This is a genomic window from Polaromonas sp. P1_F6 (genome assembly GCF_056405695.1).
In genome coordinates, this window is record NZ_JBFUBQ010000004.1 from 236,733 (window position 1) to 261,703 (window position 24,971).

At 60.1% G+C, this 24,971-nt stretch carries 19 protein-coding genes and 4 tRNA genes; 5 read left to right on the forward strand and 18 right to left on the reverse strand.

What is annotated here, in order from left to right:
• Nucleotide 1: 1 nt before the first annotated feature.
• From AC1DY9_RS14400 to AC1DY9_RS14475, 16 genes are all read right to left on the reverse strand, one after another.
• A complete protein-coding gene (locus tag AC1DY9_RS14400; protein ID WP_477666888.1) occupies nucleotides 2-352 on the reverse strand; it encodes a c-type cytochrome in 351 nt (116 codons plus the stop codon).
• 164 nt (nucleotides 353-516) lie between these two features.
• A complete protein-coding gene (locus AC1DY9_RS14405) occupies nucleotides 517-1,521 on the reverse strand; it encodes a M48 family metalloprotease (RefSeq protein ID WP_457282631.1) in 1,005 nt (334 codons plus the stop codon).
• 242 nt (nucleotides 1,522-1,763) lie between these two features.
• Nucleotides 1,764-2,357, reverse strand: coding sequence for a LemA family protein (locus tag AC1DY9_RS14410; RefSeq protein WP_457282630.1), 594 nt, complete (start codon nucleotides 2,355-2,357; stop codon nucleotides 1,764-1,766).
• Nucleotides 2,358-2,651: 294 nt separating this feature from the next.
• Nucleotides 2,652-6,872, reverse strand: a complete 4,221-nt coding sequence (rpoC, locus tag AC1DY9_RS14415; protein WP_457282629.1) for a DNA-directed RNA polymerase subunit beta' — start codon at nucleotides 6,870-6,872, stop codon at nucleotides 2,652-2,654.
• Nucleotides 6,873-6,899: 27 nt separating this feature from the next.
• Nucleotides 6,900-11,012 carry a DNA-directed RNA polymerase subunit beta gene (gene rpoB / locus AC1DY9_RS14420; protein WP_457306669.1) on the reverse strand — a complete coding sequence of 1,371 codons (4,113 nt, stop codon included), beginning with the start codon at nucleotides 11,010-11,012 and terminating at the stop codon, nucleotides 6,900-6,902.
• Nucleotides 11,013-11,353: 341 nt separating this feature from the next.
• A complete protein-coding gene (rplL, locus tag AC1DY9_RS14425; protein ID WP_431094480.1) occupies nucleotides 11,354-11,731 on the reverse strand; it encodes a 50S ribosomal protein L7/L12 in 378 nt (125 codons plus the stop codon).
• Between the two features lie 29 nt (nucleotides 11,732-11,760).
• Complete coding sequence (gene rplJ / locus AC1DY9_RS14430; protein ID WP_457282627.1) at nucleotides 11,761-12,291, reverse strand: 50S ribosomal protein L10; 531 nt, start codon at nucleotides 12,289-12,291, stop codon at nucleotides 11,761-11,763.
• A 262-nt stretch (nucleotides 12,292-12,553) separates the two neighbouring features.
• Complete coding sequence (gene rplA, locus AC1DY9_RS14435) at nucleotides 12,554-13,249, reverse strand: 50S ribosomal protein L1 (RefSeq protein WP_457282626.1); 696 nt, start codon at nucleotides 13,247-13,249, stop codon at nucleotides 12,554-12,556.
• The gene (rplK, locus tag AC1DY9_RS14440; protein WP_007871338.1) at nucleotides 13,246-13,680 is read right to left on the reverse strand and encodes a 50S ribosomal protein L11; all 435 of its coding nucleotides are present in this window, start codon (nucleotides 13,678-13,680) and stop codon (nucleotides 13,246-13,248) included. Before rplK ends, rplA begins: the two co-directional genes overlap by 4 nt.
• A gap of 140 nt (nucleotides 13,681-13,820) precedes the next feature.
• The gene (gene nusG / locus AC1DY9_RS14445) at nucleotides 13,821-14,348 is read right to left on the reverse strand and encodes a transcription termination/antitermination protein NusG (RefSeq protein ID WP_228778638.1); all 528 of its coding nucleotides are present in this window, start codon (nucleotides 14,346-14,348) and stop codon (nucleotides 13,821-13,823) included.
• Between the two features lie 68 nt (nucleotides 14,349-14,416).
• Complete coding sequence (secE, locus tag AC1DY9_RS14450; protein ID WP_457282625.1) at nucleotides 14,417-14,800, reverse strand: preprotein translocase subunit SecE; 384 nt, start codon at nucleotides 14,798-14,800, stop codon at nucleotides 14,417-14,419.
• Nucleotides 14,801-14,932: 132 nt separating this feature from the next.
• A tRNA-Trp gene (locus AC1DY9_RS14455) sits at nucleotides 14,933-15,008 on the reverse strand.
• Nucleotides 15,009-15,025: 17 nt separating this feature from the next.
• Nucleotides 15,026-16,216 carry an elongation factor Tu gene (gene tuf, locus AC1DY9_RS14460; protein ID WP_436155802.1) on the reverse strand — a complete coding sequence of 397 codons (1,191 nt, stop codon included), beginning with the start codon at nucleotides 16,214-16,216 and terminating at the stop codon, nucleotides 15,026-15,028.
• A gap of 91 nt (nucleotides 16,217-16,307) precedes the next feature.
• Nucleotides 16,308-16,382 (reverse strand) — tRNA-Thr (locus AC1DY9_RS14465).
• Between the two features lie 64 nt (nucleotides 16,383-16,446).
• Nucleotides 16,447-16,520, reverse strand: a tRNA-Gly gene (locus AC1DY9_RS14470).
• Nucleotides 16,521-16,637: 117 nt separating this feature from the next.
• Nucleotides 16,638-16,723, reverse strand: a tRNA-Tyr gene (locus AC1DY9_RS14475).
• Between the two features lie 342 nt (nucleotides 16,724-17,065).
• Between AC1DY9_RS14475 and AC1DY9_RS14480 the strand changes: the two genes are divergently transcribed.
• Nucleotides 17,066-18,181: a patatin-like phospholipase family protein gene (locus tag AC1DY9_RS14480; protein ID WP_457282281.1), complete on the forward strand. Its 1,116-nt coding sequence runs from the start codon at nucleotides 17,066-17,068 to the stop codon at nucleotides 18,179-18,181.
• Nucleotides 18,182-18,259: 78 nt separating this feature from the next.
• On the opposite strand, the gene AC1DY9_RS14485 is transcribed toward AC1DY9_RS14480, so the two are convergent.
• Both AC1DY9_RS14485 and trpC read right to left on the reverse strand, forming a co-directional pair.
• A complete protein-coding gene (locus AC1DY9_RS14485) occupies nucleotides 18,260-18,991 on the reverse strand; it encodes a uracil-DNA glycosylase (protein WP_457282282.1) in 732 nt (243 codons plus the stop codon).
• 11 nt (nucleotides 18,992-19,002) lie between these two features.
• Nucleotides 19,003-19,809, reverse strand: a complete 807-nt coding sequence (trpC, locus tag AC1DY9_RS14490) for an indole-3-glycerol phosphate synthase TrpC (RefSeq protein ID WP_477666889.1) — start codon at nucleotides 19,807-19,809, stop codon at nucleotides 19,003-19,005.
• A 183-nt stretch (nucleotides 19,810-19,992) separates the two neighbouring features.
• On the opposite strand from trpC, the gene AC1DY9_RS14495 reads away from it, so the two are divergent.
• The 4 genes from AC1DY9_RS14495 to AC1DY9_RS14510 all read left to right on the forward strand — a co-directional run bounded on the left by AC1DY9_RS14495 (nucleotide 19,993) and on the right by AC1DY9_RS14510 (nucleotide 24,971).
• The gene (locus tag AC1DY9_RS14495; protein WP_477666890.1) at nucleotides 19,993-20,772 is read left to right on the forward strand and encodes an inositol monophosphatase family protein; all 780 of its coding nucleotides are present in this window, start codon (nucleotides 19,993-19,995) and stop codon (nucleotides 20,770-20,772) included.
• Between the two features lie 67 nt (nucleotides 20,773-20,839).
• On the forward strand, nucleotides 20,840-21,880 hold the full coding sequence (locus AC1DY9_RS14500) for an ABC transporter substrate-binding protein (protein ID WP_477666891.1): 1,041 nt from the start codon (nucleotides 20,840-20,842) through the stop codon (nucleotides 21,878-21,880).
• Between the two features lie 73 nt (nucleotides 21,881-21,953).
• The gene (locus AC1DY9_RS14505) at nucleotides 21,954-23,852 is read left to right on the forward strand and encodes an ABC transporter permease (protein WP_457282286.1); all 1,899 of its coding nucleotides are present in this window, start codon (nucleotides 21,954-21,956) and stop codon (nucleotides 23,850-23,852) included.
• 57 nt (nucleotides 23,853-23,909) lie between these two features.
• Complete coding sequence (locus AC1DY9_RS14510) at nucleotides 23,910-24,971, forward strand: ABC transporter ATP-binding protein (protein WP_457282287.1); 1,062 nt, start codon at nucleotides 23,910-23,912, stop codon at nucleotides 24,969-24,971.

Sequence of the window (24,971 nt, forward strand, 5' to 3'; positions counted from 1 at the left end):
CTTACTTCTTCTGTGCAGCAAAGTAGCTGGCCAGCGACTCGATCTGCGCGTCGTTGAAGCCCTTGCTGATCTGGTGCATCACCGTGGCGGGCCGCGTACCGGCCTTGAAGGCGTTCATCTGCGCAACGATGTAACCCTTGTCGAGGCCTGCAAGCGAAGTGACCGCGGAACCCTGAACCACTTTGCCATTGGTACCGTGACAGTTGGCGCAGGTTGCCGCCAGACCCCTGGCGTAGAGCGCTTCTTTGGTGCCGGCGTTTTGCGCCTGCGCCATGGGGCTGAGCGCAAGGCAGAGCAAGGGCAGCGCAAGGCGCTTGAAGCTCCTGAATATTGGAAGACGTAACGTTCTCATAGGTTCTCCTGTCGTTTTGGGGCAGCCGTCTTTTCAACTGACAATTTAACGTCGCGCTCCCTGCACCCTATAGGGAGTATCCAGTACTTCGGCAGCAGTTGGAGCCCTGCCGTTCAACCCAATGGCGATGTGCTTATTGGAAAGTTATTGCTGCCATGGCGAATCTAGAAAATGGCGTCCGGCCGCGTCGGCATTTCATCATCGCGCTGCGTGGGTAGCGCCTCCATTGACCGGCCATAGATGCGGCGAATGCGCTCGGCCAATGGAGGATGGCTGGCGAACCAGTGGGTATCTGCACGAAGGCCCACCAGCAGCATGTGCTGCACGGCCGGGTGCACGCTGCGCGGCATCAGCCCCTGCGCCTGCTGGCCCGCCACCTTGCGCAGCACGCCACCCAGGCCATCCTTGCTGCGCGTGAACTGCACGGCTCGCGCATCTGCCAGGAACTCGCGCTGGCGCGACACCGCCGCCTTCAGTGCACGCCCCGCAAGCCATCCGAGCGAGCCTGTGGTCATGATGGCAAAGCCGGGCAAGGCAAGGAAAGAACGCCCGCCGCTGTCGTTCTGCGCGCACATGCTGCGTCCGAGGTTGAAGACCATCTCAAGCCCGAACACCATACCGGCCAGCCGCATGTTCAGACGCGTATCGCCTTCGCGTATATGGCTGAATTCATGTGCCACCAAGCCCTGCAGCTCGTCGCGTGTCAGATACTCCAGTGCACCGCGCGTTACCGCCACCACCGAGTCGTCCTCATTCCAGCCGGTGGCAAACGCATTGATGCCCTCTTCCCGGTCGAGCACCATGGCCTGGGGCGGCCGCATGCTGGCGGCAATGGCAAGCTCACTCACGATGTTGCACAGCTTTTGTTCGGCCTCCCGGCTGGCTGGCCAGGCTTCCCGGGCACCCGCACGGCGCGCCAGCTTCTCACCGCCGCCCTTCAGCGCAGAGGTTTCCAGCCACCAGCCGCCAAACACGAACAGCAGGGTCATGCCCGTGTTGACCGCAAAGAAGTAGCCGGGGTAGCCACTGAAGCCGGGGGCCACCAGGCGCCAGGTGAGCGCCAGCGCGGCATTGACCGCCACAACCAGTGCAAGCACTGTCAAGCCGAACAGCACCAGCAGCCGCGTGGTCTGCCCGCGCGCTGTCTCCTGGCGCTCAAAAAAGCGCATTCACAGCCCGCCCCTTCAATACCCGAGGAGCACGCAGGCAGCTTACAGAGGATCCAAACCAGCCAGGGCCGCGGAACCGGCTTTGCCGGGCCGCAGGCGTAGCGACCCCCGAGGGGCTGGAGCCTGCGGCTCCAAAGCTGCTTGAGCAGCTTTGGACAGGCGACAGAGGCGAAGCGTCTCGMGAGCCGCGGCCTGCAAGGCCTCGCGTGATACACGAAGTGACAAGCGTGGGGGCCACGTTTTCAGAACTGGACACGCACAGCCTGACGCTCGGCCGGTGTTTCGGTTGCGCGCAGCATGGCTGAGGGCGCAAAACCGAACGTGCGGGCAATCAGCAGCGCGGGAAACTGCCCCTGCGCATTGTTGTAGTCCAGCACGGCATCGTTATAAGCCTGCCTGGCAAAACCGACCTTGTTTTCGGTGCTGGTGAGCTCTTCGCTGAGTTCACGAATGGTCTGGTCGGCCTTGAGTTCGGGGTAGGCCTCGGCTACGGCAAAAAGCCGCCCCAGGCTGCCGTCCAGCGACTGCTCGGCGGCGGCCAGCGCCACAACGGCGCCAGCATTGGCCGGGCGGCTGCGCACCGCATCGCTGGCCGTGCGCGCCTGGTTGCGCGCAAGCATCACCGCCTCAAGCGTGCTTTGCTCATGCTGCAGGTATTTTTTGGCGGCTTCGACCAGATTGGGAATCAGGTCGTAGCGGCGCTTGAGCTGCACATCGATCTGGGCGAAAGCGTTGGCAATGATGTTTTTCAGCCGAACCAGCCGGTTGTAGGCGCCTACGGCCCAGAAAACCAGCAAGGCAAACACAATGACGAAAACAAGCGTGCTAAGAGGCATGGATATTCCTTGGTGCGACATGAGCTGACACTCACCCGACAGCTCGGCGGGCGACTGCCGCGAGGTTAACTGTTTTTGGGCTCAATCGGCAAGCTTGCAGGCTGTTTTTGATTGCCACCAAACGCTATGATTTTTATAGCTGATTGCGCACGTCCGATATGCGCAAAACCCCAATTTCGCTTAGATCCCCGCCTGCATGATTGCCACGCGACGGACGTCCTGCCATAAAAAAAGCCCCACACCCTTGCGGGATGTGGGGCCTGGCGCCTTTTACGGCGCGGGAGTCAGTCTGGCTTACTCGGAAGCCGCGCTGTCGCCACCCGCTTCGGCTGCGGCGGGCATGGCTTCGAGCTCGGCCGCTTCGGCTTCAGCGATGGCGCGGCGCTCTGCGTCGTCCATCTGGTCCTTGGCTTTGCGTGCCTCGTGGTAGGCCATGCCGGTACCGGCGGGAATCAGGCGGCCGACGATCACGTTTTCTTTCAGGCCACGCAACTCGTCGCGCTTGCCCATGATGGCAGCCTCGGTGAGCACGCGGGTGGTTTCCTGGAAGGAAGCCGCAGAAATGAACGAATCGGTCGACAGCGAAGCCTTGGTGATACCGAGCAACAAGTTGCTGAACGTTGCCGGAATCTTGCCGTCAGCGCGCAGGGCGTCGTTGGCATCCAGCATGGCAGAACGCTCGACCTGTTCACCAGCGATGTAGCTGGAGTCACCCACGTTTTCAACGACCACGCGGCGCAGCATCTGGCGAACAATCACTTCAATGTGCTTGTCGTTGATCTTCACGCCCTGCAGACGGTAAACGTCCTGCACTTCGTCGACGATGTAGCGTGCCAGCTCTTCCATACCCAGCAGGCGCAGGATGTCTTGCGGGTCGGCCGGGCCGTCCACAATCGACTCGCCCTTGTTGACCACCTGGCCTTCGTGCACCAGGATGTTCTTTTCCTTCGGAACCAGGTCTTCCCAGACCTTGCCTTCAGGATCAGTGATCTGCAAGCGGACCTTGCCTTTGGTTTCTTTACCGAAGGACACAGTACCGGTCATTTCAGCCAACGTGCCCTTGTCTTTCGGCGTACGGGCTTCGAAGAGCTCGGCAACACGCGGCAGACCGCCGGTAATGTCGCGGGTCTTCTGGCCTTCGATCGGGATGCGGGCCAGCACTTCGCCGGGGCCCACGTCCTGGCCGTCACGCACCTGGACCAGCGCACCCACCTGGAAGCCAATCGTCACCGAGTGATCGGTGCCGGGGATCTTGACTTCATGGCCGGAGGCGTCAATCAGCTTGACCTGCGGACGGATCACTTTCGTGGCGCCGCGGCGTTTCGGATCGATCACCACCAGGGTGGACAGACCCGTCACATCGTCAACCTGCTTGGCAACCGTCACGCCTTCTTCCACATTCTCGAAGGCCACCTTGCCGGCGAACTCGGTAATGATGGGGCGCGTCAGCGGATCCCAGTTGGCCAGAATGGCGCCGGCCTTGATGGTCTGGTCGGCCTTGACGGTCAACGTGGCACCGTACGGCACCTTGTGGCGCTCACGCTCACGGCCGTGTTCATCATGGATGATGATCTCGCCGGAACGGGCGATCACGACCAGCTCGCCCTTGCTGTTGGTCACATAGCGCATCGGCGCATTGAAACCGATCACGCCGTTGGACTTGGCTTCGACGCTGGAGGCAATCGCTGCGCGCGATGCGGCGCCGCCGATGTGGAAGGTCCGCATCGTCAGCTGCGTGCCGGGCTCACCGATCGACTGCGCGGCGATGATACCGACGGCTTCGCCGATGTTGATGAGGCCGCCGCGACCCAGATCTCGGCCATAGCACTTGGCGCACAGACCGAAACGGGTTTCGCAGGTCAGTGCCGTGCGCACTTTCACTTCGTCCACGCCGGCTGCTTCGAGCTCTTCGATCAGGTCTTCGTCCAGCATGACCCCGGCCTTGGCCAGCACCGAGCGGTTTTCCGGGTGCAGGATGTCTTCGACCGCTGTGCGGCCGAGGATACGGTCGCGCAACGATTCGATGACTTCACCACCTTCGACGATGGCGCGCATGAGGGAACCCTCTTGCGTGCCGCAATCTTCTTCGGTGACCACCAGATCCTGAACCACGTCGCAAAGGCGGCGCGTCAGGTAGCCGGAGTTGGCCGTTTTCAGCGCCGTATCGGCCAGACCCTTACGGGCACCGTGGGTGGAGATGAAGTACTCCAGCACGTTCAGGCCTTCACGGAAGTTGGCGGTAATCGGCGTTTCGATGATGGAGCCGTCTGGCTTGGCCATCAAACCGCGCATACCGGCGACCTGGCGAATCTGCGCAGCGGAACCGCGGGCGCCGGAGTCGGCCATCATGTAGATGGAGTTGAAGGACTCCTGCTCGACTTCCTTGCCGTTGCGGTCCAGTACTTTTTCTTTCGAAAGCTGGGCCATCATCACCTTGGACACTTCGTCGCCGGACTTGCCCCAGATGTCGACCACCTTGTTGTAGCGCTCGCCGGACGTCACGAGACCCGAGACATACTGCTGCTCGATTTCTTTGACTTCCTTTTGTGCGCGCGCAATGATGGCGGGCTTTTCCTTGGGGATCAGCATGTCGTCGATGCAGATCGAGATGCCGGCTTTTGTCGCCAGGCGGAAGCCCGACTGCAGCAGCTTGTCGGCAAACACCACGGTCTCTTTCAATCCGCACTTGCGGAAAGACACGTTGATCAGCTTGGAGATTTCCTTTTTCTTCAACGCCTTGTTGATGTTGGAGAAAGGCAAACCTTTGGGCAGGATCTCGGACAGCAGTGCACGGCCGCCCGTGGTTTCCCACAGCTTGGTCGACGGCACAAATTCGCCGGTGGCCTTGTCTTTGGTGTACTCGGTCAGGCGCACGCTGATGCGGGCGTTCAGGTCAAGCTCACCCGCGTCAAATGCCCGGCGCACTTCGCCGGTGTCGGAGAACACCAGGCCTTCGCCCTTGCCGTTGGTACGGTCGCGGGTCGTGTAGTACAGGCCCAGCACAACGTCCTGCGAAGGAACGATGGACGGTTCGCCGTTGGCAGGGAACAGGATGTTGTTCGAAGCCAGCATCAGGGTGCGGGCTTCCATCTGTGCTTCTACCGACAGTGGTACGTGGACAGCCATTTGGTCACCGTCGAAGTCGGCATTGAAGGCCGAACAGACGAGCGGATGCAGCTGGATGGCTTTGCCCTCGATCAGGATGGGTTCAAAGGCCTGAATGCCCAAACGGTGCAGCGTAGGCGCACGGTTCAGCATCACAGGGTGCTCTTTGATCACCTCTTCCAGGATGTCCCACACCACTGGCGTGCCGGATTCGACTTCCTTCTTGGCTGCCTTGATCGTCGTGGCGATGCCGCGCGACTCAAGCTGCGCAAAGATGAAGGGCTTGAACAGTTCCAGCGCCATGAGCTTGGGCAAGCCGCACTGGTGCAGCTTGAGTGTTGGGCCCACGGTGATCACGGAACGGCCGGAGTAGTCGACGCGTTTGCCCAGCAAATTCTGGCGGAAACGGCCTGACTTGCCCTTGATCATGTCGGCCAGAGACTTCAGTGCGCGCTTGTTGGCGCCCGTCATGGCCTTACCGCGGCGTCCGTTGTCGAGCAACGAGTCCACAGCTTCCTGCAGCATGCGCTTTTCATTGCGGGCAATGATTTCAGGCGCCTTCAGCTCCAGCAAACGGCGCAGACGGCTGTTGCGGTTGATCACGCGGCGATACAGGTCGTTCAGGTCGGAGGTCGCAAAACGGCCGCCGTCCAGTGGCACCAGCGGACGCAGGTCCGGCGGCAGCACAGGCAGCACGTCGAGCACCATCCAGCCCGGTTTGATGCCGGACTTCTTGAACGCTTCCATCAATTTCAAGCGCTTGGCGTTCTTCTTGATCTTGATTTCGGAACCGGTCAGGTCGTTGCGCAGCTTCTCGATTTCAACGTCGAGATCCAGCCCTTCGAGCAGGTCCTTGATGCCTTCCGCGCCCATCTTGGCGGTGTATTCATCACCGTATTCCTTGCGCTTGGCGTCATAGTCGTCTTCCGACATGATGCTGAATTTCTTCAGCGGGGTCATGCCGGGGTCGGTGACTACATATGCTTCAAAGTACAGCACGCGTTCGATGTCGCGCAGCGTCATGTCGAGCACCAGGCCCAGGCGCGACGGCAGCGACTTCAGGAACCAGATGTGCGCGCACGGTGCGGCCAGATCGATGTGACCCATGCGCTCGCGGCGAACCTTGGTTTGTGTGACTTCAACGCCGCACTTTTCGCAGATGACACCGCGGTGTTTCAGGCGCTTGTACTTGCCGCACAGGCATTCGTAGTCCTTGATGGGGCCAAAGATCTTGGCGCAAAAAAGACCGTCGCGCTCTGGCTTGAAGGTACGGTAGTTGATGGTTTCAGGCTTCTTCACTTCGCCGAAAGACCACGAACGGATCTTCTCGGGCGAAGCCATGCCGATCTTGATGGCATCAAAATGCTCATCCGGCGTGAATTGCTTGAACAGGTCGAGTAATGATTTCATGAGTTAAATCCTTTTCTTTCCTGTTGATTAGCTGCGTTCGAGTTCGATGTCGATACCGAGCGAGCGGATTTCCTTGACCAGCACGTTGAACGACTCGGGCATGCCGGCCGTGATCGCGTGCTCGCCCTTGACGATACTTTCGTAGACCTTGGTACGGCCCTGCACGTCGTCCGACTTGACGGTGAGCATTTCCTGCAGCGTGTAGGCGGCGCCGTACGCTTCCAGCGCCCAGACCTCCATCTCGCCGAAACGCTGTCCGCCGAACTGCGCCTTGCCGCCCAGCGGCTGCTGGGTGACGAGCGAGTAAGGACCGGTCGACCGTGCATGCATCTTGTCGTCCACCAGGTGGTGAAGTTTCAGGAAGTGCATGTAGCCCACCGTGGTCGTGCGCTCGAACGCATCACCCGTACGGCCGTCATACAGCTGGGCCTGGGTACGCGTTGCCGTCAGGCCCTTGGCCTTGGCAATGTCGTCCGGATACGCCAGCTGGAGCATGCCCATGATCTCGGCCTCGGAAGCACCGTCAAACACGGGAGTGGCAAAAGGCACGCCAGTGGTGAGGTTGCCGGCCATCTCGATGATGTCGGTATCCGACAACTTCGCCAGGTCCTCTGCGCGGCCTGACTTGTTGTAGATCGTTTCCATGAACTTGCGGATTTCCTGCACCTTGGCTTCGGCTTGCAGCATGTCCCCGATGCGATGGCCCAGGCCCTTGGCGGCCCAGCCCAGATGCACCTCAAGCACCTGGCCCACGTTCATCCGTGAAGGCACGCCCAGCGGGTTCAGCACGATGTCGCACGGTGTGCCATCGGCCATGTGCGGCATGTCTTCGACCGGAACGATCTTGGACACGACACCCTTGTTGCCGTGACGGCCGGCCATCTTGTCGCCAGGCTGCAGGCGGCGCTTGACGGCCAGGTAAACCTTGACCATCTTGAGCACGCCCGCTGGCAACTCGTCGCCCTGCGTGAGTTTTTTGCGCTTTTCTTCGAAAGACAGGTCGAAGCTGTGGCGCGTCTGCTCCATCGAGTTCTTGACGCTTTCGAGCTGCGCAGCCACTTCGTCATCGGCAGGACGGATGTCAAACCAGTGGTACTTCTCGACATCGGCCAGATAGGCCTTGTCGATCTTGGTGCCCTTGGCCAGCTTCTTCGGGCCGCCGTTGGCAACCTTGCCTATCAGCAGTTTTTCGATACGGTCGAACGCATCGGCCTCGACGATGCGCAACTGGTCGTTCAGGTCCAGGCGGAAGCGCTTGAGTTCGTCGTCAATGATCTGCTGGGCGCGCTTGTCACGCACGATGCCTTCACGGGTGAAGACCTGCACGTCGATCACGGTGCCTTGCGAGCCTTGGCTCACGCGCAGCGAAGTGTCTTTCACATCGCTGGCTTTTTCGCCGAAGATGGCGCGCAGCAGCTTTTCTTCCGGTGTCAGCGTGGTCTCGCCCTTGGGCGTGACCTTGCCGACCAGCGTGTCGCCCGGCTGGACTTCAGCGCCGACATAAATGATGCCGGACTCGTCGAGGCGGTTCAGCTGTTGCTCGGACAGATTGGGAATGTCGCGCGTGATTTCTTCGGCACCCAGCTTGGTGTCACGGGCCATCACGACGAGTTCTTCGATGTGAATCGAGGTGTAGCGGTCTTCGGCCACTACGCGCTCGGAGATCAGGATCGAATCCTCGAAGTTGTAGCCGTTCCATGGCATGAACGCGATCAGCATGTTCTGGCCAATGGCGATTTCGCCCAGGTCAGTCGATGCACCGTCGGCAATCACGTCACCCTTGGCCAGCTTGTCGCCGATCTTAACAATAGGACGCTGGTGGATGTTGGTGTTCTGGTTGGAACGCTGGTACTTGATCAGGTTGTAGATGTCCACACCGACTTCGCCGGCGAGGGCTTCTGCGTCGTTGACGCGCACCACGATACGGGTTGCATCAACGTAGTCCACCACACCGCCGCGATTGGCAGTCACCACGGTGCCGGAGTCAACCGCAGCAACCCGCTCAATGCCCGTGCCGACCAGCGGCTTTTCAGGGCGCAGTACAGGCACGGCCTGACGGGACATGTTGGCGCCCATCAACGCGCGGTTGGCGTCATCATGCTCGAGGAACGGAACCAGGGAAGCCGCCACCGAGACGATCTGTGCAGGAGACACGTCCATGTACTGGACGCGTTCTGCGCCCACCAGTACGGACTCACCGTTTTCCCGGGCAGACACGAGGTCACCGGTCAGCTTGCCGGCATCGTCCAGAGCCGCGTTGGCCTGGGCGATGACGTATTTGCCTTCTTCGATGGCCGACAGGTAGTCGATCTGGTCGGTGATTTTGGCGTCCACCACACGGCGATACGGGGTTTCAATGAAACCGTATTCGTTGAGGCGGGCATACAAGGCCAGCGAGTTGATCAGACCGATGTTCGGACCTTCAGGCGTTTCAATCGGGCAGACGCGTCCGTAATGGGTCACGTGCACGTCGCGCACTTCAAAACCGGCGCGTTCGCGGGTCAAACCGCCCGGGCCAAGAGCCGATACACGGCGCTTGTGGGTGATTTCGGCCAGCGGGTTGGTCTGGTCCATGAACTGCGAGAGTTGCGATGCACCGAAGAACTCTTTCAGCGCAGCCGAAATCGGTTTGCTGTTGATGAGATCGTGCGGCATCAGCGGCTCTTGCTCGGCCTGGCCGAGACGCTCTTTCACGGCCTTTTCGATACGTGCCAGACCGGTACGGTACTGGTTTTCAGCGAGTTCGCCGACACAACGCACGCGGCGATTGCCGAGGTGGTCAATATCATCGACTTCACCGTTGCCGTTGCGCAGGTCCACCAGGATCTTGACGACAGCGAGGATGTCCTCGTTGGTCATGACCATGGGGCCAGTGGACGAATCACGGCCCACGCGGGCATTGAACTTCATGCGGCCGACCTTGGACAGATCGTAGGTATCCGGGTTGTAGAACAAGCGCTGGAACAGGGCCTGCACGGCATCTTCGGTGGGTGGCTCGCCGGGGCGCATCATGCGGTAGATGGCAACGCGCGCAGCAAACTCGTCTGCGGTTTCGTCGGAGCGCAAAGTCTGGGAAATGTACGAACCCTGGTCGAGTTCATTGGTATACAAAACCTGCAGGTCCTGCACGCCGGCAACGCGCAACTTCTTCAGCAGCACTTCGCTCAGTTCATCATTGGCCTTGGCGATGATTTCACCGGTCTCAGCATCAACGATGTTCTTGGCGACCACACGGCCGATCAGGAAATCTTCGGGAACGCTGATCGTCGTGGTGCCGCTTTGCTCCAGCTCGCGGGTATGGCGAACCGTGATGCGCTTGTCTTTCGCGACCACGACCTTGCCGTTTTTGTCGGTAATGTCGAAACGGGCCACTTCACCGCGCATGCGCTCGGCTACGAATTCCATCTGTGCACCGCTATCCATCAGGCGGAAATTGTCGAACACAAAGAAATTGGCCAGGATGGATTCCGGGTTCAGGCCAATGGCCTTAAGCAGAATCGTGACAGGCATCTTGCGACGACGGTCAACCCGGAAGTACAGGATGTCTTTGGGGTCGAACTCGAAGTCGAGCCACGAACCGCGGTAGGGAATGATACGGGCCGAAAACAGGAGCTTGCCCGAGCTGTGGGTCTTGCCCTTGTCGTGTTCAAAAAACACGCCAGGCGACCGGTGCAACTGGGACACGATCACGCGTTCGGTCCCGTTGATCACAAAAGAGCCCTTGTCGGTCATGAGCGGCACTTCGCCCATGTAGACCTCTTGCTCTTTGACTTCCTTGACCACCTTGGACTGCGATGTGGAGGATTCGCGGTCATAAATGATCAGCTGCACCTTGGCACGTACGGCCGAGGCGAAAGTAAGGCCACGAGTCTGGCACTCGCGCACGTCAAATGCGGGTTTGGCCAGGTTGTACTCGATGAACTTCATCTCGACAAAACCATTGTGCGAGACGATGGGGAAGGCGTTTTCAAACGCTGCCTGCAGGCCTTCAACGGTCCGCTTTTGAGGCGCACGGTCGGCTTGCAGGAACGCTGTGTACGCGTCTTTCTGCATTTGCAGCAAATAGGGAACAGTCAACACGCTTTCGCGGTTGCCGAAGCTTTTGCGGATGCGTTTACGTTCGGTGTAGGAATAGGCCATGAGTTCTCCGCGTTGATGGGCTCTGGCGACTCTCGTGCCCGAATACACCACGTATTCAGGCAGCTTGGTGGTTGGCCACTACCAACCATGGCGGACGGTGACGCATTGCACGTCACCCGAACCAAGGCGTTTTCTGCAGTCGGGGTCAGAAAACACTGGAAAAAGGACTGGTATCAATCATTTTTCCAGTGTTTCTACAAAACACTGAACAGGCTGCAGGCCTGTCAGGGTTCGAAGAACACTGGAAAGCAGACGGTTAAGTCTGCTTTTCGGTGTGTTCCTTGAAACACGAAAGGCTGGAAGCCCGACTACGGTCTTCCAGCCTTCTCAAACACCAAGAATTACTTGAGTTCGACTTTCGCGCCAGCTTCTTCGAGCTTCTTCTTCGCAGCTTCTGCGTCAGCCTTTGGAGCGCCTTCCTTGACGTTCTTCGGAGCGCCGTCAACCAGGTCCTTGGCCTCTTTGAGGCCCAGACCGGTGATTTCGCGAACGGCCTTGATGACCGACACCTTGTTGGCGCCAGCTTCGAGCAGCACGACATTGAAGTCGGTCTTCTCTTCAGCAGCTGCAGCAGCACCGCCGCCACCGCCAGCAGCGGGAGCAGCCATCGCAGCTGCGCTCACGCCAAATTTCTCTTCGATGGATTTCACCAGTTCGTTGAGTTCGAGGACCGTCATGCTATCCAGCGCGGTCAAAAATGCGTCTTTATCGAATGCCATTTTGAATTTCCTAAAAAGTTGGGTACAAATTACGCTGCTACAGCTTCAGCTGCTGCGGGGGCATCGGCTGCGCCGCCGCCCTTTTTGGCCGCCAGGGCGCCCAGCACAACGGCCGTACGCGACATAGGCGACATCAGCAAGCCACACAACTGGGCGAGCAACACTTCCTTGGAAGGAATGTTGGCCAGTTGCTTCACGCCGTTCACGTCCAGGGATTTACCGCCAAATGCACCACCGCGAATCACCAATTTGTCATTGGTTTTTGCGAAGTCAGCGACTACTTTTGCAGCAGCCACAGCATCTGTGGAAAAGCCATAGATCAGCGGGCCCGTCATCTGGTCGGACACGACTTCGAATGCACTGCCTGCCACGGCACGGCGAGCCAGGGTGTTCTTCAGAACACTCAGGTTCACGCCTTTGTCGCGGGCTTGGCTGCGCAGACGGGTCATGTCAGCGACCGTGATACCACGGTATTCCGCCATCACGAGCGTTTGAGCTTTAGCGGCGAGGCCAGTCACTTCATCAATGACGGCTTGTTTCTCACTGCGGTTGAGACTCAAGGTCTACTCCTTAAAAATGTGTGGTCAGCTTCCAGCGGCTTTCACCACCTTCAACCTTCAACACGCTCATGTTCAGCGACCAACTGTTTCAGATTCTTTGCAAAACCATCTGCAGCGGGACCGCCATCTGCGTTGGCTGTCTTTCGATTAAGCGGCAAGCCCAAAAAGCCTGCCACGCCAACGGTCTTTGATGACCTGCCGGAACGAACCCCGGCAGCCCACCACATTGGGCGCCCTTTGCGGGGCACCCAAATTTCTGCGATTACGCCGCGATGGTTTGCGTGTCGACGCGAACGCCCACACCCATCGTTGACGAAACCGCAACTTTCTTCAAATACACACCCTTGCTCGAAGCCGGCTTGGCTTTTTGCAACGCGTCGATCAGTGCAGCCAGATTGCCTTGCAACTTGGCGGTGTCGAACGAGCGGCGGCCAATCGTGCCGTGAACAATACCGGCCTTGTCGACACGGAACTGGACCTGGCCGGCTTTGGCATTCTTGACGGCTTGCGCCACGTCAGGCGTCACGGTGCCAACCTTGGGGTTGGGCATCAGGCCGCGGGGGCCGAGCACTTGGCCCAGCGTACCCACGATACGCATGGCATCAGGGGAAGCAATCACCACGTCGAAGTCCATCTTGCCTGCCTTGATTTCGGCAGCCAGATCGTCCATGCCGACGATGTCTGCGCCAGCGGCTTTGGCTTCTTCAGCCTTGGCACCCTGGGCGAACACGGCCACGCGCTTGGTCTTGCCGGTGCCGTTTGGCAGCACGACAGCACCGCGAACGACCTGGTCGGATTTCTTGGCATCGATGCCGAGCTGCACAGCCACGTCGATGGATTCATCGAACTTGGCGACAGCAAATTCCTTCACGAGGCCAAGGGCGTCGGAGATTGCGTACAGCTTGTTGCTGTCGATTTTGTCGCCAATGGTTTTTTGGCGTTTGGTCAGTTTGCTCATACAACACCCTCCACCGACACGCCCATGGAGCGGGCCGTGCCAGCAATCGTACGAACTGCAGCGTCGAGGTCAGCAGCCGTCATGTCTTTCATTTTGGTTTTGGCGATTTCTTCAAGCTGTGCGCGGGAAATCTTGCCGACCTTCACCGTGTGCGGCGTGGACGAACCCTTGTCGAGCTTGATGGCTTTTTTGATCAGGACGCCTGCCGGAGGCGTCTTGATGACGAAGGTAAAACTCTTGTCGGCAAATGCCGTGATCACCACAGGCAGTGGCAAGCCTGGCTCAACACCTTGGGTCTGCGCATTGAATGCCTTGCAGAATTCCATGATGTTCAGGCCACGCTGACCGAGCGCAGGGCCGATCGGGGGGGACGGGTTGGCCTTACCAGCTGGCACTTGCAGCTTGATGAAGCCGACGATTTTTTTCGCCATACTTTTCTCCTTGCGGGTCATAACGCCTGAACGCTGCCAAGGCAGGTCCGGGCTCCCCGGGGGTTACACAACTCAAAAACAATCCGCAAGGACCGTTTCGCGCCGAGTTGCAAGGCGCGAAATTATTTACCGAATCGAAATTACGTTTTTTCGATCTGGCTGAATTCCAGCTCTACCGGCGTTGCACGTCCGAAAATCGTGACTGAAACGCGAACCTTGTTTTTGTCGTAATTGACTTCTTCGACCGTACCGTTGAAGTCGGTGAAAGGACCATCCTTGACGCGGACGTATTCGCCCGTTTCAAACTCGACCTTGTGGCGCGGTTTCTCGGTGCCAACCTGCATCTGGCTGACGATCTTCTGAACGTCTTCCTCAGAGATCGGGGCCGGACGATTCTTGGCGCCACCGACAAAACCCGTCACCTTGTTGGTGTGTTTCACCAGATGCCAGGTCTCATCATCCATGACCATTTCAACCAGCACATAGCCCGGAAAAAATCGGCGCTCGGTCGTCTTCTTCTGACCGTTCTTGATCTCAACCACCTCTTCAGTGGGCACCAGGAAACGACCAAACTTGGACTGCATGCCCGCGCGGTTGATGCGCTCAACGATGTTGCGCTCGACCGCTTTTTCCATGCCGGAATAGGCATGGACGACATACCACTGCATGCCTGGGGTCGGCGTGAGAGACGTTCCCGCCGCCACTTCGCTGACTACCGTGCCGTTCAGATCGCTCATTATTTTTTCCATCCCAGGATCAGGTCGTAAAACACCCATTCGAGCGTTTTGTCCGTAAGCCACAAGAACAAGGCCATGATCACCACAAAACCGAATACATAGGCCGTCATCTGGATGGCTTCTTTACGAGCCGGCCAGACAACTTTCCGGACCTCGCGCCATGAGTCGCGCCCAAAAGCCACAAATTGCCTGCCCGACTCCGAAGTCATGAACACAGCAACCGCCGCCACCAAACCAGCAATCAAGGCACCCCACTGGGCTAATTGACCCTGCTTGGCAAAGAAATAGAAGCCCACCAGCGAGGCCAGCACCAGCGCGACAGCCACAGCCAACCTGGCCTTGTCGGCGTTGGTACTGACAGTTTCAACTTGAGAAGAGGCCATGGTCGCCGATTTCCTGTTCAATCTTCATGCGTCTCTGCAGACGCTTAAGCCCACCTGGAGTTTTTGACTCCTGGCGGGCTTGCTTTTTATCTTTTCAAACCACCCTCAGCATCGACACTCATCAAAGCCGGGTGGCAGGGGCAGTAGGAATCGAACCTACAACCTTCGGTTTTGGAGACCGACGCTCTGCCAATTGAGCTATACCCCTCCATCAAACCTTACAAATTACGCAATGATTTTGGCAACGACGCCGGCGCCGACGGTCTTGCCGCCTTCGCGGATGGCAAAGCGCAGGCCTTCTTCCATGGCGATCGGGTTGATCAGCTTGACGGTGATCGACACGTTATCGCCTGGCATGACCATTTCCTTGCCTTCTGGCAACTCGATCGCACCGGTCACGTCCGTCGTGCGGAAGTAGAACTGGGGGCGATAGTTGTTGAAGAATGGCGTGTGGCGGCCGCCTTCGTCCTTGCTCAGAACGTAGATCTCGCCGGTGAAGTGCGTGTGTGGCTTGATGGAGCCGGGCTTGCACAGCACCTGGCCGCGCTGGACGTCTTCGCGCTTGGTGCCGCGCAAGAGGATACCGACGTTGTCGCCAGCTTGACCCTGGTCGAGCAGCTTGCGGAACATTTCCACGCCGGTGCAGGTGGTCTTTTGCGTGTCGGCAATACCGACAATTTCGATTTCTTCGCCGACCTTGATCACACCGCGCTCGACACGGCCGGTCACGACGGTGCCGCGGCCGGAGATGGAGAACACGTCTTCCACGGGCATCAGGAAGGCGCCGTCAACAGCGCGCTCTGGCAGGGGAATGTAGGTGTCCAGCGCTTCGGCCAGCTTCATGATGGCTTCTTCGCCCAGGGGGCCCTTGTCGCCTTCCATGGCGAGCTTGGCGCTGCCGTGGATGATGGGGGTCTTGTCGCCAGGGAAATCGTATTTGTCGAGCAACTCGCGCACTTCCATTTCGACGAGTTCGAGCAGCTCAGCGTCGTCAACCATGTCGCACTTGTTCAGGAACACGATGATGTARGGCACGCCCACCTGGCGGGCCAGCAGGATGTGCTCGCGGGTCTGGGGCATGGGGCCGTCAGCGGCSGARCAMACCARAATAGCGCCGTCCATCTGGGCKGCGCCGGTGATCATGTTCTTCACATAGTCGGCGTGGCCTGGGCAGTCGACGTGGGCGTAGTGGCGGTTGGCCGTTTCGTACTCGACGTGGGCGGTGTTGATGGTGATGCCGCGCGCTTTTTCTTCGGGCGCCGCGTCAATTTGGTCGTAGCCCTTGGCTTCGCCGCCGAACTTGGATGCCAGAACGGTCGTGATCGCCGCCGTCAGCGTCGTCTTGCCATGGTCCACGTGGCCAATCGTGCCTACGTTGACGTGCGGCTTGGTCCGCTCAAATTTACCTTTTGCCATTTTTTCAACTCCAGAAATTTATAAAGAGTTACAAAACCAGTTACCACTACAGCCAGCAACAGCGCCTCGTACGCCACACCGACTCAAAATTTGGTGCCCTTTGCGGGAATCGGACCCGCGACCTCTCCCTTACCAAGGGAGTGCTCTACCACTGAGCCAAAAGGGCTGAACTCAAAACCACAATTGCAACCCGGCGCAAGATTCAAAAGCAGAACCATAAAGCAGCTTTATGGAGCGGGAGACGGGAATCGAACCCGCGTCATTAGCTTGGAAGGCTAGGGTTCTACCATTGAACTACTCCCGCGCAGCTCTGCCAAATTCAACTCACACCAAAATCACTTACGACCCAAAACACGCTTTACGCGACACACTTTTACGTGATTACTTTGCGCCGCCCGCTTGCCAAAATCAAAACAAAATCTGGTGGATGAGGCTGGATTCGAACCAGCGTAGGCGTTAGCCAACAGATTTACAGTCTGCCCCCTTTAGCCACTCGGGCACCCATCCTTCAAGCGAACCTCGGATTATGCCACGGTTTTATGTCGGACGAAATGCCAAGGCATGGCAAAAAGCATTAAAAAAAGCTGCCGCATGCCTCGCCAGCGCATCTCCCGACCAAACCTTCACCCCGGGATGCCCGTGGGTACCGCGGAAAGCCCCCGAAAACGCGGCATAACCCGGTCCGGCCCTAATCCCCAGACCCTGCCGCACTCCCGTGGCGGCTGCGGCCAGGCTTCGGGCATGATGTGGCAGCCTTTCATCAATGCCAGAGTGAGTCGCATGGATATTGCCGTCCCGGGCACCCTCCCGCGCCACCGGCCAACCTGGATAACGTGAGACCGTCTACGCATGAGCACTGTCACCGTACCCGCACTGCCTTCCTCCCCCGCTGAGCCGTCTTCCCTGCGCCGGGTCAATCTTGCTTTGCAAGGCGGCGGATCGCACGGTGCATTCACCTGGGGCGTGCTGGATGCCCTGCTGGCGGACGAGCGCATCGAGTTTGACGGCATCAGCGGTGCCAGCGCCGGGGCGGTCAACGCCGTAGCGCTGGCACACGGATTCGCTACCGCCCAAAAAGACAATTCCCCCGAAAAAACCAACCCGCGGGAGGCGGCACGTGCGTCGCTCAGCCGGGTCTGGCAGGGCGTTGCCGCCATGGGCAGCCTCGGCTCCATGGCTGACAGCATCAGCAAGATGCTCATTGGGGGCTGGGCCGCTAACAAAGTGAGTGCAAACTTAATGAATAGTGCAATGACACAGTGGATGTCACCCTACCAGTCTAATCCGCTGGACATCAACCCTTTGCGCAAACTGCTGGAGGCAGAAATCGACTTTCACGCCATTGCGGCCATGCACACAACCAAGGCTTTCGTATCGGCAACCCACGTCACCACCGGCCGGGCAGAGATCTTTGCCGGCAAACGCCTGACTTTGCAGGCGGTGATGGCGTCCACCTGCCTGCCCACGCTGTTTCAGGCGGTTGAAATTGACGACCAGCACTATTGGGATGGCGGGTTTTCGAGCAATCCCTCGCTGCTGCCGCTCATCAGTGATTGCAGCAGCCGCGACATCATCGTTGTCCAGATCAACCCCTTGCGGCGCCCCGAGATTCCCCACACGCCTCACGACATCGCAGACCGGGTGAACGAGCTGACCTTCAACGCCAGCCTGCTGTCCCAGATGCGGACCATCGATTTCATCAACCGCCTGCTGGCCGATGGCCGCTTGCAGGAGGGCGAGAAATACAAGAGCCTGCTGCTGCACCGCATCGACGGCGGCGAGGCGCTGGAAAGCCTGCCCTCGTCCAGCAAGATGTCGGCCGATACGGCCATGATCGAAAAACTGTTTGAGATGGGCCAGGGCGCGGCCAAACGCTGGCTGCGCCGCCATTTCGAGGCGCTGGGCCTGCAAAGCACGGTCAATATCCGGCGCGACTACGTGGGCAGCCTTCCGGCGGAGTTTTAGCCCATCTTCAGAATTTATGGATTTTCGGCCTTCAAACCAAACAGGACAAGCGCGAGCAGCTATTAAAACAATAGCAAATCAGGCCTTTGGGTGTGCATCACGCCAGTCGCGCGCCTGTGAGAAATGGCCGCAACCAATAAAGGGCAAGGGTGGCCGCATGGCCGACAGCGGCGACGGGTGGTTGGCCACCAGCACCTTGTGACGCTTCGCATCAATCAACGACCGTTTGCTCTGGGCATGTGCACCCCACAGCATGAACACCACCGGGTGGTCGCCTTCCGCCACCTGGCGGATCAGGGTATCGGTCAATACCTCCCAGCCCTTGCCGGCGTGGCTGGCCGGCAGCCCTTCCTCGACCGTCAGGCAGGTGTTGAGCAACAGCACCCCATGTGTCGCCCACTTCACCAGGCTGCCGCCGGGCACCGGAAACTGGGGCGGCGGCGTCCCGAGGTCGCGCTGCAACTCCTTGAAGATGTTGCGCAGCGAGGGCGGCAGGGCCACACCGGGTGCGACGGAAAACGCCAGCCCCTCGGCCTGGCCCAACCCATGGTACGGATCCTGACCGAGGATGACAACACGCACTTCTTCGGGCGGCGTAAGCTCCAGCGCGCGCAACGGCTGCGGCGGAAAGATCGTCACACCCTCCGCCAGGCGGCCTCGCAGAAAGCCCAGCAACTTCTCGCCGGTGGGACTGCCAAAAAATGCATCGGTGGTCGGCCGCCAGCCGGGCGCTACCGGCCAGGCGGCGGGGTCAGCAGTGGTAAGCCGGTTGGGCAAAGGCGCCTTCATGGCGTCAAGCAGCTGGTTCATGGCTTTACAGCCTATCTTTTACCGAACAATTGAGCCAGTGCAAGGCCGGGTTCTTCCGCGCGCATGAAGGCCTCGCCGACCAGGAATGCATTCACACCTGCCTGACGCATGCGCTGCACGTCCGCCGGCGTGGCAATGCCCGACTCGGTAATCAGCAGGCGGTCCGCCGGCACCCTGGCCAGCATGCCCAGCGTGGTGTCCAGCGAGACCTCGAAAGTTTTGAGGTTGCGGTTGTTGATGCCGATCAGCGGCGTCTTGAGCTTGAGCGCACGCTCCAGTTCGGCTTCGTCGTGTACCTCGACCAGCACCGCCATGTCCAGCGACATGGCCAGCGCTTCAAGCGATTGCATCTGCGCGTCGTCCAGGCAGGCAGCAATCAGCAAAATGCAGTCAGCGCCCATGACGCGCGCTTCATACACCTGGTAAGGGTCCACCATGAAGTCCTTGCGCAGCACCGGCAGACTGCAGGAGGCCCGCGCCTGCTTCAGGTAATCAATGCCGCCCTGGAAGAACTGCTTGTCGGTCAGCACCGAAAGGCAGGCGGCGCTGATCTCGCCGTCACCTTCGGCATAGCTTTGCGCGATGTCGGCTGGAATGAAGTCGGCGCGCAGCACGCCTTTGGACGGGCTGGCCTTCTTGATTTCGGCAATCACCGCGGGCTGACCCGCTGCGATCTTGGCGCGCAGCGCACCCACAAAGTCACGCGTCAGGACACGCGATTCGGCATCTTCGCGCATCACGTCCAGCGGTTTGCGGCGGATGGCATCGGCAATTTCTTGACGCTTGACGGCAATGATTTGGTTCAGGATATCGGACATGCCCCGATTTTGGCAGATGCGGCCGGGCGACTCGCAGGGCCAGGTTTCGCGGCGTCTTAGCGCAAACCCGCTACAGCCGGATACGCCCCGGCACTAACATTTCGTTTTACCCGCTTTAGGTGCCACGCCTGACCCGGCTCGCACACAAGGCGACTTCCATCGGATATCCCCTACACCCTTCCCATGACCGCACTCACTGATGCCATTGAAGAAATTGTCCGTTCGGCCGGCGCCATGATGCGCGACGCCTTCAACGCGCCAGACAAGCCCGCCTACTCGCTCAAGGGCCGGCAGGACTACCTGACCGTCACCGACGGTGCGGTAGAACAGTATGTGCGCGCGGAGATCGAACGGCGCTTTCCGGGAGACGCCGTGCTGGGGGAGGAAGCAGGAGGAGAAACCGGCGGCACAGCTCGCCTCTGGATTGTCGACCCGGTGGATGGAACGGCGAATTTCGCCCGGGCCATCCCGCATTTCTGCATCTCCCTGGGCCTGATGGTCAACGGCGAGCTCGAAGCCGGCGCCATCTATGAGCCCATGCACGACGAGCTCTTCATCGCGCAAAACGGCCATGGCGCATGGTGCAACGGCGTTCGGCTCCAGGTCAGCGAGCTGGCCGAGCTGGCCGCCTCCACGGTCGAAATTGGCTGGTCTTCGCGCCTGTCGCCAGACCCCTACCTCGCGCTGGTCAGCCAGTGCATGCATGCGGGCTGTTCGGTGCGCCGCGCGGGTTCCGGCGCGCTGGGGCTGGCCTATGTGGCCGCCGGGCGCTGCGAAGCCTACGCCGAAGCGCATATCAATTCATGGGACGTCGCGGCTGGCCTGCTGCTGGTGCGCGAGGCAGGCGGCCGCGTTAACGATTTCTGGGCCGAAGGCGGACTGACCCAAGGTAGCGCGGTGCTGGCCACCAACGCCAGGCTGGCCTCCGAACTAAGCGTTTTAACGGGTATACCGCTGCGCTGACGGCTGCTAAGGTGGCCTCAACGCCGCACCCCCAGGCGCTATTGACGACATAAAGAAGGAGACATAGATGAGACAGTTCACATTCAAATCACTCGTTCCGGGATTGCTTCTGGCGGCCATGGCGTGCGCGATATCGCCTTCGGTCCGCGCAGCCGAAGAACTGGTGGTTTACTGCAACGTCCAGGAAGAATGGTGCCGGCCCATGGTGACCGCCTTCGAAAAGGCCACCGGCATCAAGGTGTCAATGACACGCAAGAGCTCGGGCGAAACTTATGCCCAGATCAAGGCCGAGGCAGCCAACCCGCGCGGTGACGTGTGGTGGGGTGGCACGGGCGACCCTCATCTTCAGGCCGCTGAAGAAGGTCTGACCGAGCCCTACAAATCGCCCAAACTGGCCGACCTGCACCCTTGGGCAGTACGGCAAGCCGAGGCCTCCAAGTACCGCACGGTCGGCGTTTATGCCGGCGCCCTGGGGTTCAGCTTCAATACCGTCGAGCTGGCCAAACGCAAATTGCCCGAACCCAAATGCTGGGCAGATCTCATCAAGCCGGAGTTCAAGGGGGAAGTCCAGGTCGCCAACCCCAACTCCTCGGGCACTTCCTACACGCTGCTCGCCACACTCGTGCAGATCATGGGAGAAGACAAGGCGTTCGACTACCTGAAGGCCCTTCATCGCAACATCAACCAATACACCAAGTCGGGCGCTGCGCCGGCCCGTGCGGCAGCCACCGGCGAAAGCATGATCGGCATCACCTTCCTGCACGACGCCGTCACGCACGCCGTGGCAGGCGCGCCCCTGAAGGTGGTCGCACCGTGCGAGGGTACGGGCTACGAGATCGGCAGCATGAGCATCATCAAGGGTGCCAAAAATCTGGCCAACGCCAAAAAATGGTACGACTGGGCCCTGACACCTGAAGCGCAGGACATTGCCACGGTCGCGCATTCGTACCAGAACCCCTCCAATAAAAAAGCATCCTTGCCGCCGCAGGCGCCCAAGCTGGCCGACGTCAAACTGATCGACTACAACTTCGCCAAGTACGGCGCTTCGGCCGAACGCTCGCGCCTGCTGGGCAAATGGGACAAGGACATCGGGGCACTGCCCAAGTGAGCGCTGAGCACATCCCGCAATTCCATTGCTCATTGATGAATCACGTCGCACCTTGACTACACCCATTGCAGTGATGGCAGCCGCCCCACGCGTGCGGGCTGATCCGCTGAGCTGGCTGCTGGCAGCACTGGGCATTGCAGCGGGCGTGCTGCTGATGCCGTGGACCCAGAGCTCAGCTTATGTTGCCGGCGGGTGCGTGCTGGCCGCCGTCGCAAGCCTACTGGCAACACGCGCCGGCGCTTTCAAGAGTGATGCCGCCATTTCCGGCATTGTCTGCATCCTGTCCCTGCTGCTGGCCATTTTTGTCATTTACCCAATCGGGCGCATGCTGCTGGCGGCTTTTGTGGACGAGCGGGGGAACTGGCTGATCCAGACTGCCGCCGCCCGGTTTTTCAGCGAGGACATCTGGGGCGCGGGTTGCATCGCCGGCAACGTCCGTTGCGGCGTGGCCATCAACTCCATCGTGCTGGCCACCCTTGCAGGCATCGGAAGCACGCTTTTCGGTTTTGCGCTGGCCCTGCTGGCCGAGCGCGGCGGTCAGCGTTTTCGCGGCAGCCTGCGCGTGCTGTCCATCCTGCCGGTGGTCACGCCGCCTTTCGTCATCGGCCTGGCCATCATCATTCTCTTCGGCCGCACCGGCATGGTGACGCAGCTGATGAGCGACTGGTTCGGCATTGCAAGGTCGCGCTGGATCTACGGCCTGCCGGGCGTACTGCTGGCGCAGGTGATTTGCTTTACGCCTTTGGCCTTCCTGCTGATCAGCGGCGCCTTGCGATTGGTCAGCCCGACGCTGGAAGAAGCCGGCCAGGTGCTGAGGGGTTCGCCGTGGCATGTATTTCGCACCGTGACCTGGCCCCTGGTGCGCCCCGCCATTGCCAATGCCTTCCTGCTGGGCTTTGTGGAAAGCCTGGCGGACTTTGCCAACCCGTTGGTGCTCTCCGGAAATTTCGAGGTGCTGTCGACGAAGATTTTCTTCGCCATCGCCGGGGCGCAGCACGACGCTTCGCGCGCCGCCATCCTCGCCGTCACCCTGCTGCTGCTGACGGTCGGCATCTTTGCACTGCAGCAGCGCTGGATCGGCAAAGCTTCCTATACATCCGTGAGCGGAAAAGGCGATAGCGGCCTGCCCGCCGCACTGCCCACCGGCGTCAAGTGGGGGGCGCTGGCGCTGGTTCTGCCCTGGGTCGCGCTGACCGTGCTGTCATACGGCATCATCCTGATCGGCGGCGTGGTCAAGGACATCGGAAGGTTTGACCTGACGCCCTCGCTGCAGCACTTTCAGACCGGGTTTGGGCTGAGTTGGGGCGCCGGGGGCCTGGTGTTTTCGGGCTCGGCGTGGAACAGCCTGTTCACCACGCTCGGCGTTGCCGCTGTTGCCGCACCCCTGACCACCGCGCTGGGCCTGCTGGGAGGTTATGTCGTGAGCCGACATGCATTCAAGGGTCGGCGGGCCTTCGAGTTCCTGACCATGGTGAACTTCGCCGTGCCGGGCACCGTCATCGGCGTGGCCTATATCGTCGCCTTCAACGTGCCGCCCCTTGAATTCACCGGCACCTTCGCCATCATCGTGCTGTGCCTGGTGTTTCGCAACATGCCGGTGGGCGTGAGGGCCACGGTATCAGCCCTGTCGCAGCTTGACCGGTCGCTGGACGAAGCATCCGCCACATTGCGCGCCAGCACATCACGCACGTTCGCGCGGGTCATCCTGCCGCTCTTGCGCCCGGCCATCATTGCCAGCCTGGTGTTCAGTTTTACGCATGCCATCACAGCCGTCAGCGCGGTGATTTTCCTGGCGACCGCCCAGCACAACCTTGCGACGGTTTACATCGCGGGCCGTGTCGAAGTCGGCGAATACGCATTGGCCATTGCCTATTCGTCCGTGCTCATCGTGATCATGCTGGCCTGTGTCCTGCTGATCCAGCGCTTCATTGGCAATGCGGAGCTGGGGCGGCGCGCGGTGTCGACCGCTTGAGCCTCTGCGCCATCGTCACATCTTTTTCGTTTCACTTATTTTTTAACAGGCCCTGCCATGACCCCGTCCCCCGCCGCTGTGGAGTTTCAAGGCGTCGTCAAGCGTTTCGGCAAGGTGGTTGCGCTGCATCCGCTTGATCTCACCATCGACAAGGCAGAGCTGGTGACCTTGCTGGGGCCTTCCGGCTGCGGCAAGACAACACTGCTGCGGCTGATCGCCGGCCTGGAGCTACCTTCCGAGGGCGTGATCCGCATCGATGGACGGGACGTGACCGGCAGGTCGGCCAACCAGCGCGACGTGAGCCTGGTTTTCCAGTCCTACGCGTTATTCCCGCACATGAGTGCGCTGGAGAACGTGTGTTACGGCCTGCTCGCATCCGGCATGAAGAAACCGCAGGCCGTGGCGTTGGCAAAAGCCAAGATGGATCTGCTCGGCATTGCCGATTACGCCGACCGGCTCTCGTCGGAGCTGTCCGGCGGGCAGCAGCAACGTGTGGCAGTGGCACGGTCACTGGTGCTGGAGCCGGCCGTGCTGATGTTTGACGAGCCCTTGTCGAACCTGGATGCCAAGCTGCGCCGCAAGGTGCGCCAGGACATCCGCGACCTTCAGCAGAACCTCAAGCTCACCGTGGTCTACGTGACGCACGACCAGGAAGAAGCGCTGGCGGTGTCGGACCGCATTGTGGTCATGCAAAAGGGACGCATTGCAACGATGGGCGCGCCGCGCGATTTGTACGAAGCGCCCGTCTCAAGTTTTGTGGCTGACTTCATCGGCGACGCCAACCTGATCAACGGCGAACTGGTCACACTGCAGGGCCAGCATTTCTTCCGCGCCGACCAGGTTGATGTGCGGGTGGTGCCGCCGCTAGGCATGCCGGACGGCGCTGTGGCGCTGGCCATACGCCCACACCGCATCCGTATCGGCGAACTGGAAGCAAGCACGCTGACAGGAAAAGTCCTGCGGCAGGCTTATCTGGGTAGCCGGATCGAAAGCGTGGTGCTCACGCCGCTGGGTGAATTGCTGGTGTTCAGTGACGCCCTGCTGAGCGTGGCCGAACCAGGCAGCACGGTCGGCCTGCATTTCGCCGCAACCGACGCGCGCGTGACCGCACGGGAATAG